Annotated in this window: 15 protein-coding genes; 2 read left to right on the top strand and 13 right to left on the bottom strand. The window is 70.7% G+C overall.

What is annotated here, in order from left to right:
• Positions 1–73: 73 nt before the first annotated feature.
• Complete coding sequence (locus tag DPM19_RS02290) at positions 74–880, bottom strand: ATP-binding protein (protein ID WP_146778719.1); 807 nt, start codon at positions 878–880, stop codon at positions 74–76.
• Positions 881–1047: 167 nt separating this feature from the next.
• Here DPM19_RS02290 and DPM19_RS02285 point away from each other — a divergent pair, with 167 nt between their 5' ends.
• Positions 1048–1899, top strand: a complete 852-nt coding sequence (locus tag DPM19_RS02285) for a helix-turn-helix domain-containing protein (protein ID WP_111863065.1) — start codon at positions 1048–1050, stop codon at positions 1897–1899.
• Between the two features lie 5 nt (positions 1900–1904).
• A complete protein-coding gene (locus DPM19_RS02280) occupies positions 1905–2108 on the top strand; it encodes a DUF397 domain-containing protein (RefSeq protein WP_111863350.1) in 204 nt (67 codons plus the stop codon).
• Between the two features lie 156 nt (positions 2109–2264).
• Here the strand turns inward: DPM19_RS02280 and DPM19_RS02275 are convergent, their stop codons facing one another.
• The 12 genes from DPM19_RS02275 to DPM19_RS02225 all read right to left on the bottom strand — a co-directional run bounded on the left by DPM19_RS02275 (position 2265) and on the right by DPM19_RS02225 (position 14110).
• Positions 2265–2567, bottom strand: coding sequence for a hypothetical protein (locus tag DPM19_RS02275; RefSeq protein ID WP_111863064.1), 303 nt, complete (start codon positions 2565–2567; stop codon positions 2265–2267).
• A gap of 70 nt (positions 2568–2637) precedes the next feature.
• Positions 2638–4086, bottom strand: coding sequence for an NAD-dependent succinate-semialdehyde dehydrogenase (locus DPM19_RS02270; protein WP_233509744.1), 1449 nt, complete (start codon positions 4084–4086; stop codon positions 2638–2640).
• Positions 4087–4174: 88 nt separating this feature from the next.
• The gene (locus DPM19_RS02265; protein ID WP_111863062.1) at positions 4175–5845 is read right to left on the bottom strand and encodes a thiolase C-terminal domain-containing protein; all 1671 of its coding nucleotides are present in this window, start codon (positions 5843–5845) and stop codon (positions 4175–4177) included.
• Entirely contained in the window at positions 5842–5997 is a 156-nt protein-coding gene (locus DPM19_RS35120) for a hypothetical protein (protein WP_158566679.1), read from the bottom strand. Before DPM19_RS35120 ends, DPM19_RS02265 begins: the two co-directional genes overlap by 4 nt.
• A 46-nt stretch (positions 5998–6043) precedes the next feature.
• Positions 6044–7420 (bottom strand): cytochrome P450, encoded by a 1377-nt coding sequence (locus DPM19_RS02260; protein WP_111863061.1) that lies wholly within the window; start codon positions 7418–7420, stop codon positions 6044–6046.
• 34 nt (positions 7421–7454) lie between these two features.
• Positions 7455–7646 (bottom strand): ferredoxin, encoded by a 192-nt coding sequence (locus DPM19_RS02255; protein WP_111863060.1) that lies wholly within the window; start codon positions 7644–7646, stop codon positions 7455–7457.
• Between the two features lie 19 nt (positions 7647–7665).
• Positions 7666–8526: a mycofactocin-coupled SDR family oxidoreductase gene (locus tag DPM19_RS02250; protein WP_111863059.1), complete on the bottom strand. Its 861-nt coding sequence runs from the start codon at positions 8524–8526 to the stop codon at positions 7666–7668.
• A gap of 65 nt (positions 8527–8591) precedes the next feature.
• Entirely contained in the window at positions 8592–10055 is a 1464-nt protein-coding gene (locus tag DPM19_RS02245) for an aldehyde dehydrogenase family protein (protein ID WP_111863058.1), read from the bottom strand.
• The gene (locus DPM19_RS02240; RefSeq protein ID WP_199484785.1) at positions 10055–10969 is read right to left on the bottom strand and encodes an NAD(P)-dependent oxidoreductase; all 915 of its coding nucleotides are present in this window, start codon (positions 10967–10969) and stop codon (positions 10055–10057) included. The genes DPM19_RS02245 and DPM19_RS02240 overlap by 1 nt, the downstream gene beginning before the upstream one ends.
• Positions 10966–11811, bottom strand: coding sequence for an NAD(P)-dependent oxidoreductase (locus DPM19_RS02235; protein ID WP_199484784.1), 846 nt, complete (start codon positions 11809–11811; stop codon positions 10966–10968). Before DPM19_RS02235 ends, DPM19_RS02240 begins: the two co-directional genes overlap by 4 nt.
• Positions 11808–13025: a CaiB/BaiF CoA transferase family protein gene (locus DPM19_RS02230; protein ID WP_111863057.1), complete on the bottom strand. Its 1218-nt coding sequence runs from the start codon at positions 13023–13025 to the stop codon at positions 11808–11810. Before DPM19_RS02230 ends, DPM19_RS02235 begins: the two co-directional genes overlap by 4 nt.
• A gap of 314 nt (positions 13026–13339) precedes the next feature.
• A complete protein-coding gene (locus DPM19_RS02225; RefSeq protein WP_111863056.1) occupies positions 13340–14110 on the bottom strand; it encodes an SDR family NAD(P)-dependent oxidoreductase in 771 nt (256 codons plus the stop codon).
• Positions 14111–14170: the final 60 nt, after the last annotated feature.

The following is a 14170-nucleotide window of genomic DNA, read 5'->3' as shown; positions in this document are numbered from 1 at the left end:
CCTATCGGTGGCAGGCACCCGTGGCGCTCAAAGATCCATGGTTGGAGTAACCCCGGCCTGAGGTTGGCGCCCATCAGCGGGCGTTGAGGTCTTCGTTGCAGTGGACGATCGCTTCGGTGACTTCGGTGATGTCGCTGAGGGGGTAGCGGACGGTTCCGGTGGTGGGCATGGTGACGTGGAAGGCGTTGTCCCTGGCCCAGACGGTGATCTCGGTGCGGATGGACAGGACGGCCATGTTCCCGGCTTCGCAGCGGTGCATGCGGAGCAGGCCCCGTGCGGCCAGGGCGTTTTCCAGTTGGCGGGCGGCTTGGGCGCAGTCGGGCCGGGACGGGGCCGGGGAGAGGGCCGGGGCGGCGAGGGGGACGGGCAGGGCGAAGTAGGCGGCCTTGCCGGAGGTCGGGGTGGGAGCGAGCCGGGAGCGGGTGCGATGCACGCCCCACCGCCCGCTGTGTTCGCGGACGAGGGCGTCGACGATTCCCAGGCCGCGCCCGCTTTCGGCCTCCGGCCCGGGGCGGAGTGGCCCGGGCGGGAAGGCGCCGCGCCAGGGGCTGGTGTCGAAGACCTTGACCACGATCTGGGGGCGGACGCCGCGCCGGTACAGGTGCAGTTCGGGCAGTGCCGGTATCGGGGTGGCGGCCGGTGCGCGGCCGCCCAGGGCGTGCGTGAAGACGTTGGTGGCCAACTCGGACACGATGGTGGTGGCGTCGCGGACCAGTTCCTCGGGCATCAGCAGCGCCAGCAGGACTCCTTTGACCTGGGTGCGGGCGACCGCTGGGCAGGTCTCGTCCGGCGGCAACTGCCAGGCGGCGCAGCCGTTCGCGCGGAGGACATGAGGTGCGCTGCCCGCCTGTTGCGTTGGGTCGTTCTTCGAGATTCGCATGATCGTTACCGCCGTTGGTGCGCCAGGTGGTTGCCGAAAGTGTTCGGTTCGACGCCCAGCGTGCCACCGCCGGATGGAGCGAGCAAGAGTTTCTTCTAGATTATCTACAGAGAAATCTATTCAGCTACTCTCCTGCGGGACCGAAGTCGAGGTGGGAGGGTGAGGTCATGTCCGAGATCCAAGCCGTGGGCTACAGCCCGACGATCAAGAAGCGGGCGCTCAGCCGGAAGCTCGTCGCGGCCCGTAAACAGGTCGGCCTGACCACGACCCAGGTCTGCAAAGAGTTCAAGTGGAGCCCGACCAAGCTCAACTACATCGAGAAGGCCAAGTGGATCGAGCCCAACAGCGATGTGGTCGCCGATCTGTGCGAGCTGTACGGCATCGAAGGCCAAGACCGGGAAGCGCTGATCCAGCTCGCCCGCGGTGCCGGAGAACGCGGCTGGTGGACCCGCTACAACGATGTCTTCCGCAACGAGTACCCCGGCTTCGAGACATCCGCCTCGGCGGTCATGACGTATCAGAACATGTTCTTGCCGGGGCTACTCCAGGTCGAGGAGTACATCGAAGAAGTGACCCGCGCGGCGGGGATCGAGGACCCAGCAGAGATCAAGCGGCACGTCGCCGCACGGCTTGAACGACAGAAGATCCTTTCGCGGACCGAGAGCCCCGCACGGCTGCACGCGATCATCGATGAGAACACCATCTTGCGGATCAAGGATCCCGGGATCCGCGTTCCCCAGCTCCGCCATCTCGTCACGGCGACCGAGCACTCCAACATGGAGATCCAGATCCTGCCGGTCGACGCAGGCCTGTACCCCGGTGCCGGAGGGGTGTTCACCTACCTGCGGTTCGCCGACCCCGCCGAACGCGACATCGTCTTCCTGGAAACAACCGTTGATGACCGCATGCTGGAAGAGAAAGACGAACTACAGCGGTATATGGTCAGGTTTGGTCAGTTGCGCGAAGTTGCGCTCGACCGCGAAGCATCCCGCGCCTACTTGATGGAACGGATCGAGTGAACCGGATGGACCTGTCCAAGGCCGTATGGCGCAAGAGCAGCCGTTCACAGGGCGGCGGAACCGAATGCGTCGAAGTCGCCGCGGGAGGCACACTGCACGCGGTGCGTGACTCCAAGGACCCCCAGGGCGACATCCTGATCATGGATGCTTCAGCGTGGCGGGACCTTCTCGATCGCGTGCGGGCCGGTACCTACGACCTGCACCCATGAAGCCGGGCGAGGCCGGGACTTCGTCCCACTGACCCTTGCCGGCCGCGGCCCCCGGGCCGTACGACGTGCCGCTGCCGACCTTCGCCCGATGTTTCCGCTTCGACCGCCGCTCCCGGTCCCGGTGGGCGACCGCGACCGGGTGCGGGGGCTGCGGGATCAGTCGGAGGCGGGCAGCGGCTTGGCGCTCTTCTGCTCCACCTCGGTGCCGTTGACGGCCACCGCGTGGTCGCCGCCCTTGACGCAGAGCAGTTCCAGGTCGAACCCTTCGGCGGTGTAGCGCTTGCCCAGCAGGACCCCGGGGCCGTTCGCCGCGGCCGGAACCCGCTCCCCCGGCGCGTCCTGCGGCGCCATCTCGTGACCGCCGCAGGTCACCGCGAGGTCCTGGTCGGGGCAGCGGACCACCACCAGCGCCGTCTCGTCCACGACGCTCTTCAGGGTCTGTCCCACGGTCAATTTCATCGCGTGCTCCTTATTTCTCCATCAATGCAGCAGGTGCAGCGGGCCCTCGCCGCTCGCGGCGAGGAACCGGTCAGGGGACGACGAGCCCGACGAGCTTCACGTCCAGGTACTCGTGGATGCCCTGGGCCCCGCCCTCGCGGCCCAGCCCGCTGACCCCGATCCCGCCGAACGGCGCGGCGGCCGCGGTGGGATTGATGTCGTTGACCCCGACGATGCCGAACCGCAGCGCCTCGGAGACGCGGGCGGCACGCCCCAGGTCGGTGGTGTACAGGTACGACGCGAGGCCGTACTCGGTGTCGTTGGCCCGGCGCACGCCCTCGTCCTCGTCGTCGAACGGGATGATCGCGGCCACCGGGCCGAAGGTCTCCTCGCGGTAGATCCGCATGGACTCGTCGACGTCGGCGAGGACCGTGGGGGCGAAGAACCGGCCGGCGCCGAGGCCGTCCTCGGTCAGCCGCCGCCCGCCGGTTAGCAGCCGCGCGCCCTTCGCCACGGCGTCCTCGACCTGGCCGCTCACCTTCTCCAGCGCCGCGTCGTCGACCAGCGGGCCGACGCTCACTCCCGGCCGGTTCCCCGGCCCGGCGACCAAACGCTCGACCCGGGACACCAGCTCGGCGGTGAAGGCTTCGAGGATGGAGCGCTGGACGAAGATGCGGTTGGGGCTGATGCACGCCTGCCCGGTGTTCAGGAACTTCACCAGGGCGGCCCCTTTGGCCGCGTGCACGGGGTCCGCGTCGTCGAAGACCAGCATCGGCGCGTGCCCGCCCAGTTCCATCGAGACCCGTTTCATCGTCGCCGCCGCCCGGGCCGCCAGGTGCTTGCCGACCTCCGTGGAGCCGGTGAAGGTCAGCTTCCGCACGGTGGGCGCGTCCAGCAGCCGGTCCCCGACCGCCTGGGGCCGGCTGGTGGTGACCAGGTTCGCCACCCCGGGCGGCAGCCCGGCCTCGGCGAGCAGGTCGAAGACGGCGACCGCGCACAGCGGCGTCTGCTCCGCCGGTTTGAGCACGATCGAGCAGCCGGCGGCCACGGCCGGCGCGACCTTCCGGGTGATCATCGAAATGGGGTAGTTCCACGGCGTGATCCCGGCGACGACGCCCACCGGCTGGTGCAGCACGGTCAGCCGTTGTTCGGGGCGGGCCGAGGGGATGGAGCCGCCGTAGACCCGCTTGGCCTCCTCGGCGAACCAGCTGAGGAAGTCGGCGGCGTAGCGGACCTCGTTCCGGGCGGCCTTGAGCGGCTTGCCCTGCTCCAGGGTCATCAGCGCGGCGAGGTCCTCCAGCCGCTCCATCATCAGCGCGTGGGCGGCCCACAGGACGTCCGCGCGCCGGTACGCGGTCTCGCGGCTCCACGCGGCGAACGCCTCCCCTGCCGCGGCGATCGCGCGTTCGGTCTCCGCGGCCCCGGCATCGGCGGCCCGGCCGATGACCGCGCCCGTACCGGGATCGGTGACGTCGAACGTGCGTCCGTCGTCGGCCGGCTGCCATTTGCCCTCGATGTAGAGGGTGTCCCCGTCTCGCACACGCACTCCGGTTGATATTTCCAAATCTCTCATAGCATCAATAATGCAGGGCGGTCGGAGCGACGGTCAAAAGCCACCGTCAATCCGGTCAGGTTCCGCTGCGCAGCAGCATGACTCCGCTGGGTGTGAGGCCGCCGCTGCTGACCACGGCGACCCGGGCGTTGTCGATCTGGCGGGCTCCGGCGTCGCCGCGGAGCTGCACGATCGCCTCGTGCAGGAGGCCCATGCCGTGGGTGCGGCCGTGGGAGAGCTGCCCGCCGTGGGTGTTCAGCGGCAGCACCCCGTCCCGGGCGATGTTCTTGCCACCGTCCAGGAAATCCCGGCCCTCCCCGATCCCGCAGAAACCCAGCGCCTCGATCCAGGACAGGCAGTTGAAGGTGAAGCCGTCGTAGAGCTGCGCCACGTCCACGTCGTCGGGACGCAGCGACGTCCGGGTCCACAGGTGCCCCGCCGGGCCCAGGACCTGGGGCTCGTGGGTGGAGGTGCTCTGGTCCCACTCCAGCCGCTCGATGATCTGGGTGCCGACCGCTTCCACGCGGATCGGCCGCACCCGCAGGTCGCCGGCCGTGTCCGCCGCGGAGACGACGACGGCGACCGAGGCGTCGCAGGGGACGTCGCAGTCGTAGAGCCCGAACGGCGTGGTGATCATCCGTGCGCCCAGGTAGTCGTCCATCGTCATCGGCTCGCGGTACACCGCGGTGGGGTTGAGCGCGGCGTTCGCCCGCTGGTTGAGCGCGATCCAGCCCAGGGTCTCCCGGGTGGTGCCGTAGCGGTGGAAGTGGCGCTGGGCGGTCTGCGCCAGGACGTGCGCGGCCGAGGTCGCGCCGAACGGCATACCCCAGCCCATGTCACCGCCGACCCGGCCGCCCCCGCCACCGCCGAGCACGCCCTGCCGTAGCAGGTGGTCGTGGGTGGACTGCCAGACGGTCCGGAAGCACAGCACGTGCCGGGCCAGCCCGGCGGAGACCGCCAGCATCGCCGCGATCACCGACCCGCCCGGCCCGAACGTCTCCCCACCACCGTTGAACCAGGCAGGACGGATCCGCAGCGCCGCCTCCAACGCGGTGACCCCACCCTCACCCATCCCGTGCTCCAGGCCACCACCCGGATACGTCGACAAACCGTCGATGTCCTCCATCGCCAGACCCGCATCGGCCACCGCCGCCCGGCACGCCTCCACCGTCAACGCGAGCGGGTCGGTCATCAGCCGGCGGCCGATCGCCGACCGGCCGATGCCGGACAGGACGGCGTCGTCCTCGAACTTCCGGGCGCTCGGGGCCGAGCGCACCAGGGTGCGCACCCGCTCGGCGGGCAGCTCGTCCTCGGGGAGCGGGGCCGGCTGCTCGGGCTGCTCGGCGGTGGGCCGGAACAACGGCAACCACACATCCTCGACCTGCTCGAACGTCACCTCCATCCGCATACCGAGCCGAAGATCCTCCTCGACACAGTCCACCAGGCGCGTGGTGAGCCGGACCCGCGGATCCTCCTCCAACGCGACCTGCGCCACGATGTACGGCGAGGGCAGCCCCGGCAACGCGAACCGGTGGCTGACGGTGAACCCGAACAGCGTCGCGAACCCCGACACCGCCCGGACCCCGATGCCGGAGCCCTGGCAGTGCGGGCACACCGGCTTCGGCGGGTGGACGAGCGCCGCGCAGGATGCACACTCCTGGATCCGGAGCCGCCCGTCGGCGCCGGAGGTCCAGTAGAACTCGTTCCAGGGGCTGACGAACGGGAGCGGCCGGCCCGGCGCGCTCATCGGCCGGACTCCCGTGCCGGAATCCGGGCGGCCGGGGCCGGGCCGGGCTGGATGCCCGGCGCCGGCGCACCGCCCGGTGACCCGACCACCGCGCGGAGGTCCGTGTCCACGCCCGACCGGGCGAGGACGTCCACACAGGGTTCGGTCACCATGTACTCCCCTTCGTTCGAACGGATCGCGAGAAAGCGATGCGTCGGGTCAGCTGTCGAGTTTCGCCCGGGCCTTGCGGACGGTGACCGGCTCGGCGAGACGCTGCTCGTCGCAGACACGCTGCATCCGCTCGATCGTCTCCTCCAGGCCCGCACCGAGGCGCTGGCCGGGGGTGAAGGTCGCCGGTAGGTGCTTCATCCCGTTGATGACACCGGTCGTGTCGTAGTGCACCGCGCCCTCAGGGTCACAGACGAAGTCCGGCATCCGGTCCAGCACCTGGGTCAGCATGATCTTGAAGGTCGCCCGCGCCACGTTCGACCCGATGCACCGGTGGATGCCCAGCCCGAAGCTGCTGTGCCGGTTGCCCTTCCGGTCCAGGTGGATGGTGTGCGGGTCCTCGAAGACCTTCTCGTCCCGGTTGGCCATCGCCCACGACAGCCACAGCCGGTCACCCTCCTTGAACTCCGTGCCATTGATCACGCAGTCCTGGGAGATCGTGCGACCATCGCCCTGCGCCGGGGTGTAGAACCGCAGGAACTCCTCCGTCGCCGAGTCCAGCAACGCCTCCCGCTCCCGGCTCAACCGCTCCCGCTGGTCGTGGTGCTCCGACAACCACTCCAGCGAGTGCGCGGTCAGCGCGGTCGTCGTGTCGAACCCGCCGCCGATCAGCAGCATGACGACGCCGAGGATTTCCATGTCGTCGGGCCGGTAACCGTTGATCTCGCAGGTGACCAGCTCGTGGATCAGGCCGGGCCGGGGGTCGGCCCGGACCTCGTGGATGCTCTCCATCATGCGCATGCCGGAGAGCATCTGGAGCTGCTGGATCCGGGGGTAGTCCGGCGAGTCCGGCGGGGTGTAGACGGAGGCGTGGATGGGCTCGCAGTAGACGTCCCAGTCCTTCAGCGGCACGCCGAGCAGCGCCAGGGTGAGCACCGCCGGCACGATGTTGGCCAGATCGTCGACGAAGTCGATCCGGCCGCTCTCGATCTTCTCGTCGAGACAGGCCCGGGTGATCTCCTCTATCACCGGCTTCCACCGCTCGACCGCCGCCGGCGACAGGTAGGGGTTCAGCGCCTGCCGGTAGTACCGCTGCTCCGGCGGGTCCATCTCCAGGAACCCGCCCCGGGTCCGGCGCTCCTGGTTCTCCACGTGCGGGATGCTGATCCCGCGGTAGCCCTTCTTGGTGCCGTTGATGTCGTTGTCGTTGGACAGGACGTCGGCCCGCCGGGCGATGTCGAACAGTTCCTTGTTGCCGCTGGCGAACCAGTAGCCGCCGTGGGTGTCGTTCCAGGCGACCGGGCACTTGCCGTGGAACTCGGTCGAGAGCTCCTCGAACTCGATGCGGTACCGCGAGGAGTGCCGGTCCAGGCTGATGGTCTGTCTGCTGCGTTCTTCGTCCGTGACAGGAGCTTCGTCAGTGGTCATGGCAAGCTTCTCCAGCCCGAGTTTTCGGTGGGGGTCAGGACAGGACGATCGCCTGCTCCGGGCAGGACCGGGCGGCCTCCCGGACCGGGCGCTCCTGCCCCGCGGGCACGTCCTCGTCAACGGCGTAGGCGTGGCCGTCCTCGTCCCGCAGGGCGAAACGGTCGGGTGCGTTCATCGCGCACAGGGTGTGCCCCTGGCAGAGGTCGGAATCGACGCGAACCTTCACGATGTGTCTCCTTGCCGGATCAGGCGTGGAAGTCCTGGAACTTCAGGTACGACCCGCCGTCGACCCGCATCTGCATACCGGTGACGTACCGTGCCTCGTCCGAGGCCAGGTAGACGACCGCGTGGCTGATGTCGACCGGCTCGACATAGGGGATGGGCATCGCCTGCTGCGCCGGGAAGGCCAGCAGCGCGTCCTCGCGGGTGGGGTTCTCCAGGTCGGGCCGGAACGCCTTGTACATCGGGTCGCTGTTAAGCATCCCGGTGTTGCAGTTCGTCGGGTGGACGACATTGGCCCGGATCATACGCGGGGCCAGGTTCCGCGCGAGCTCGTGCATGAACTCCGACAGCGCCTTCTTGGCGTAGCTGTAGCCGGCGCCGCCCGGGTCCTTGCCCGGCTCGGCGACCTGCGCGCCCGTCATGAACACCGCGCCCGACCCGGTCGCGATGATGGAGCCGCCCTCGGTCAGGTGCGGCAGCGACGCGTGGACGGCGTTGATGACGCCGACCAGGTTGGTGTCGACCACGTCGGCCCACGCCTGCAGCTGCGGCTCGCCGCCCATCGGCGAGATCCCGGCCTGGGCCACCACGATGTCGAGCCGGCCCAGCTCGGCGATGCCCCGCTCCAGCACGGCGGTCAGCTGCGCCCGGTCGCGCACGTCGCCCTCGGCCGCCACGATCCGCCGGCCCTGCGCCTCCACCAGCCGGACGGTCTCCTTGAGGTCGTCCGGGGTGCCCAGCGGGTAGTTGTTGGTCGGCAGGTCACGGCAGAGGTCGACCGCGATGATGTCGGCCCCCTCCTCGGCCAGCCGGACGGCGTGACTGCGGCCCTGTCCGCGCGCAGCACCGGTGATGAAGGCGACCTTGCCCTCGACTCGACCCATGGCCAGACTCCTTTTTCTTTCTTTCTTTCTCGGGGTGGGTTCGTGGGGGTGACTGCCGGCGCCGGTTATCCGGCGGCGGGGTAGGCGATGGTCTTGACCTCAAGGAAGTCCTCCAGGCCCTCGGTCCCCCACTCGCGGCCGAGGCCGCTCTGCTTGTAGCCGCCGAACGGCGACTCGACGTCGAACCAGGCGGCACCGTTCACGCCCACCGTGCCGGCGCGGAAGCGGCGGGCCATGGCCATCGCCCGGTCCAGGTCGGCGCTGAAGACCGCCGAGGACAGGCCGAAGATCGTGCTGTCGGCGATCCGGAGGGCGTCGTCATCGTCGTCGTAGGGCAGCACCACCAGCGCCGGGCCGAAGATCTCCTCCTGGGCGACGGTGGCCTTGGGGTCGATGTCGGTGATCAGCGTGGGCTCGACGAAGTAGCCGCGCTCGAACCGGTCGGTGGGCTTGCCGCCGACGACGATGCGGCCGTCGCGCGCGGCGGACTCGTAGTAGCGCAGGATGCCGTCGCGCTGCCGGGCGTTGACGACCGGCCCCATGATGGTGGCCGGGTCGGTCGGGTCGCCCCACGGGACGTGTTCCATGGCCCCCGCGGCGAGGGCGACCGCCTCGTCCAGCCGGGCCCGCGGCACCAGCAGGCGGGTCAGCGCCGCGCAGCCCTGGCCGGCGTGGACGCACACCCCGCCGGCCATGGCCGGGATGAGGGTTTGCAGGTCGGCGTCGTCGAGCAGGACCGCGGCGGACTTGCCGCCGAGTTCGAGGGTCACCCGCTTGATCGTGCCGGCCGCCGCGGCCATGACCTTGCGCCCGGTGGCGGTGGACCCGGTGAGGGTGACGGCGTCGACGTCCGGGTGCGAGGTCAGCAGCCCGGCGACGGCGTTGTCGCTCGGGGTGACCACGTTGAGGACGCCGGGCGGGATGTCGGTGTGCTCCGCCGCGATCGCGCCCAGCGCGAGCGCGCTCCAGGGGGTGTCCGGCGCCGGCTTCAGGACGACGGTGCAGCCCGCGGCCAGGGCGGCGGTCACCTTGCAGAGGTTCAGGTAGAACGGGTAGTTCCACGGGGTGATCGCGGCGACCACGCCGGCGGCCTCGCGCCGGATGACCCGGTCGACCTGCATGCCCATGAGGTCCTTGGTGGGCAGCTTCCGCTCGAACTCGTAGCCGTCCAGCAGGCCGATGTAGTGGTCGATGAAGCTGATCGGGCCTTCGAGCTGGATCCCCGCGGTGAACATCACCGGCGAGCCGGTCTCGGCCACGACCAGGGACCGCAGCGTCTCAACGTCCGCGCGCAGCGCGTCGCGCAGCTGCACCAGGCAGCGGCGCCGCAGCTCCACGTTCGTGGACCAGTCGGTGGTGTCGAAGGCCCGCCGCGCGGCGCCGATGGCGCGCTCGACGTCCGCGGCGTCGGCGTCCGGCACCGCGCCGAGCACCTCTTCGGTCGCCGGGTTGACGTTGTCGAAGGTGCGACCGCTGCCGGCGGCCACGAGTTCGCCGTCGATGAGCATGCGTTCAACGAGAGAGGCCATCAGGGGGCTCCAACTTCGGGGGTGGATGGTTGCGGCGGCCCTGCCGACGGCCCGGAGGAGGGATCGGCGGGGGGATCGGACGCGGGGGCGAACAGCGGCACGAGGACGCGGTGGGCGTCGTCGAGGGCGCCGAGGCCCACGCCGAGTTCGGCGGTGATCTGCTGGACGACGGCGATGTCCTTGCCGAGGAACTCCCCGACGGCCTCGGCGAACCCCGCCACGGAGCCGCTCGCGGCGACGCCGTCCAGCGCGCGGCTGGTCCCGCTGCCATGGCGCAGGCTGCGGAGCAGGCTCGCCTCCGGCACGTCGAGTTCCGCCGCCACGGCCACCGCCTGGGCGAGGAGCCCGATGTTGGCGGCGAACACCGCGTTGTTGATGAGCTTGACCCGTTGCCCGGTGCCGCGGGGGCCCAGGGACAGGATCGGGTCGCCGTAGGCCGCCAGGAAGGGACGCACCCGTTCCACCGCGTCCGCCGACCCGCCCACGAAGAGGGTGATCCGGCCGGCCGCGATGTCGTGCGGGCCGCCGCTGATCGCCGCGTCGACCACGGCGACCCCGCGCCGCTCGGCGTGCTCGCCGAGGAGGTCGATGGTCCGCGGGCTGCACGTCGTGTGCACGACCAGGGCCGAGCCCGGCGCCATGGCGTCGATCAGCCCGGAGTCCAGGCAGGCGGCCCGGACCTGCGCGTCGGTGTGCACGCAGACCCCGATCACCTCGCCGGCGGCGACCTCCCGGACGTCGGTGGTGACGTCGGCGCCGTCGCCCGCGAGTTCCGCGCGGGCCGCGGGCGAGAGCTCCAGGACGGTCACCCGGTGCCCGGCCGCGAGCAGCCGCCGCACCATGGGCCCGCCCATCCGGCCGGCTCCGACGAAACCGAACCGCCCGCCGCCGGGTGAAGGCTCCGGCGCGCTCACCGGGCGTGCCCCATCGAGTCCAGGGCGGAATCCGCGGCACCGAACACGGAGCCCTCCTTGACTCCGGCGACCGCGGCCAGGTCGGACACCAGCCGCACGTCCTTACGTAGCAGCGGGCCGGCGTGCTGGCCGAGCGCCGCCAGCGAGAAGCCGGGTCGGCCCACCATGCCCGCCGCGTAACTCGCGCCGGAGCCGTGCGCCAGGACGACCGACAGCTGCTCGGGGTCGATGTCGAGCCGGCGGGCCAGGGCGTACGCGTCGTCGGCGACCCCGAGGTGCGCCGCCATCAGCAGGTTGTTGATGAGCTTCGCGCGCTGACCGGAGCCGACCGGGCCCAGGTGCACCACCGGGTCGCCGTAGGTCGCGAAGACCGGCCGGCAGTGCTCCACCGCCGCGTCGTCGCCGCCGGTCATCACCAGCAGCCGGCCCTTCTCGGCCGCGGGCCCGCCGCCGCTGACCGGTGCGTCGACGAGGGCGACGTCCCGTGCGGCGGCCTGCTCGGCGAGCCGCCGGCAGGTGTCCGGGTGCACGGTGCTGTGCACCGCGATCACCCCGCCGGGCCGCATACCCTCCAGCAGGCCGCCGGATCCGGAGACGATCTCCTCGACCCCGGCGTCGTCGACCACGCAGACGCAGGCGATGTCGCTGGCGGCGCCCAGTTCCGCGGGCGAGCCGGCGGTGCCGGCCGCGGTGTCGGCGAAGGGCGCGAGCGTCTCGGGCCGCCGTGCCCACAGCGTGGTCGGGAAGCCCGCTTCGACGATCCGGCGGGCCATGGGCCCACCCTGGCTGCCCAGGCCGACGAAGCCGACGCGCAGCGCGCCGTCCGCGCTCCCCCCGCTCACGTGGCCGCGCCGGCGATCTTGAGGTTCACCAGTTCCTCGTCGGTGAGGCCCAGCTCCCGCAGGATCTCGTCGGTGTGCTCGGCGAACAGGGGGCCGCGCCTGAGCTGCGGCGCCTCGCGGTTGAACTGGACGGGGCTGGCAACGAGCTGGCGGGTCGCCCCCTCGGCGTCGACCACGTCCACGATCTGGCCGACCGCCCGCAGCGCCGGGTCCTGGCCCACCTCGTAGGTGTTCTGCACGACCGCCCACTGGCCTTCCATGCCGTCGAAGGCGGCGATCCACTCGTCCTTGGTGCGGGCGACGATGATGCCGGCGACGATCTCGGCCGCCTCCTTGGCGTTGGCCATCAGCTTCTCCGCTGAGTCGAAGCGCTCGTCGGTGGCCAGTTCGGGGCGGCCGACCTTCTCGCAGAACTCCGGCCAGTAGCGGCCGGGCTGGAGCATGACCAGGGAGAGCCAGCGCTCGTCGGAGGTCCGGTACGTGCCGGTCAGCGGGTTGCTGATGTTCCCGGCCCGCGGGTCGTGCTTGGGCAGGGGCCCGCCGGCCATCATCGCCAGGTTCACGTTCAGCTGGCTGGCCCAGGCGCCGACGCCGAGCAGGGAGATGTCCACGGTCGCCGGGCCCATGCCCCGGCCTCGGGCGAAGAGCGCCGCCGCGATCCCGCCGGCGATGGTCATGCCGCCGATGTTGTCGCCGTAGGCGCCGCCCGGCTGCTGGACCAGGAACTCCGAGTCGGGGGCCGTGGCGGTGTCGGCGCTGCCGCCCCGGGCCCAGAAGGCCGTGCCGTCGTACCCGCCCTTGTCGGCCTCGGGGCCGCTGTGCGCGAAGCTCGTGCCGACCGCGTAGATGATGTCCGGGTTGACCGCGCGGACGTCGTCGATGTCGATGCCCAGCTTGGCCCGGGCGCTGGGCAGGAAGTTCGTCAGGAAGACGTCGCTGCTGCGGATCAGCTCGTGCAGGACCTGGGTGGCCTCCGGCTTCTCCAGGGAGAGCCCGATGCTGCGCTTGCCGCGGTTGGGCCCGTCCATGATCGGTGCGAAGCTCGATCCCTGGGAGATGACGTCCTGGCCGAGGGCCTTGATCAGGCCACGCTGCGCGTCGCCCCGCTCCGCGTGCTCGATCTTGATGACGTCGGCGCCCCAGTCCGCGAGGACGGCGCCGGCGGACGGCACGAACGTGAACTGGGCGACCTCGAGGACCCGGACGCCTTCCATCGGTTTGAACACAGAAACGAGACCTCGGTTTCCTGGCGCTGAGCCTGCCGGGGGCGGCGATGGCTGCGGAGGTGGGACGGAGGGCCGGCCGGACCAGCGGTTACGGATGGTCGAGACCGGCACCCCCTTTTTTAGTTCGATAGAATTCTATCCATCAATGTGTTGATGGCAAGACCCAACCGAGACCTGGCTCACAGAATATTTTGAAGGCCATCGAATACAACACGCCGAGGCGCGGGGCGGCGGGCATGCCCGCCGCCCCGCGCCTCGGCAGGGGTGAGTCAGGGGTACGGAGGAGATCCGGGGATTCGCGGTCAGACGTTGAAGCGCAGCGCTCCGTCGATGCGGATGACTTCGCCGTTGAGGTAGTCGTTGTCGACGATCTGCATGGCCAGCTTGGCGTACTCGTCCGCCCGGCCCATCCGCTTGGGGTTCGGCACGCCCGGCCCCCACTTGGCCTGGGCGTCCTCCTCGCTCATCTGGAACGCGGGGGTGAAGAACGTACCGGGCGCGATGGTCATGACCCGCACGCCCGTCGGCGCCAGGTCGCGGGCGGCGGTGAGGGTCAGGCTGATGACACCGCCCTTGGCCGCGGCGTAGTCCGTCTGCCCGACCTGCCCCTCGAAGCCGGCGATGGAGGCCGTCATGATGACGACCCCGCGCTGGCCGGAGTCCAGCGGCTCGTTCCGCGTCATGGCCGCCGCCGTCTGGCTGAGCACGTTGTAGGAGCCGCCCAGGAAGACGTCCGTGGTCCGGCGGAAGGTCTCCAGCGGGTAGAACTCGCCCTTGCGGTTGACGATCCGGCGGGCCGCGGCCGGTCCGCCGTGGACGACGACGCCCACCCGGAGCGTGCCCAGCTCGCGGGCGGCCGCCACCGCCGCGGCCACCGACTCCTCGCTGGTGACGTCGGTCGCCAGGTACCGCACCCGGTCGCTGCCGAGGTCGGCCTCCAGCGCCTTGCCCTTGTCCTCGGCCAGGTCCGCGATCAGCACCGCGACCCCGGCGCCGGCCAGCCGCCGCACGGTCGCCTCACCGAACCCGCCGGCACCGCCGACGACCAGCGCCGATGCACCGTTGAGATCCATTTCGTGCTCCTTTTCGCCACGGGCATGCCGCCCGGCTGATGGATGGCCGGTGCCCCCGGC

It is taken from the genome of Actinomadura craniellae, from assembly GCF_003289645.1.
GTDB lineage: Bacteria > Actinomycetota > Actinomycetes > Streptosporangiales > Streptosporangiaceae > Actinomadura_D > Actinomadura_D craniellae.
Note: the sequence above shows the minus strand (reverse complement) of the source record. Positions and strands in the feature narration are given on the sequence as shown.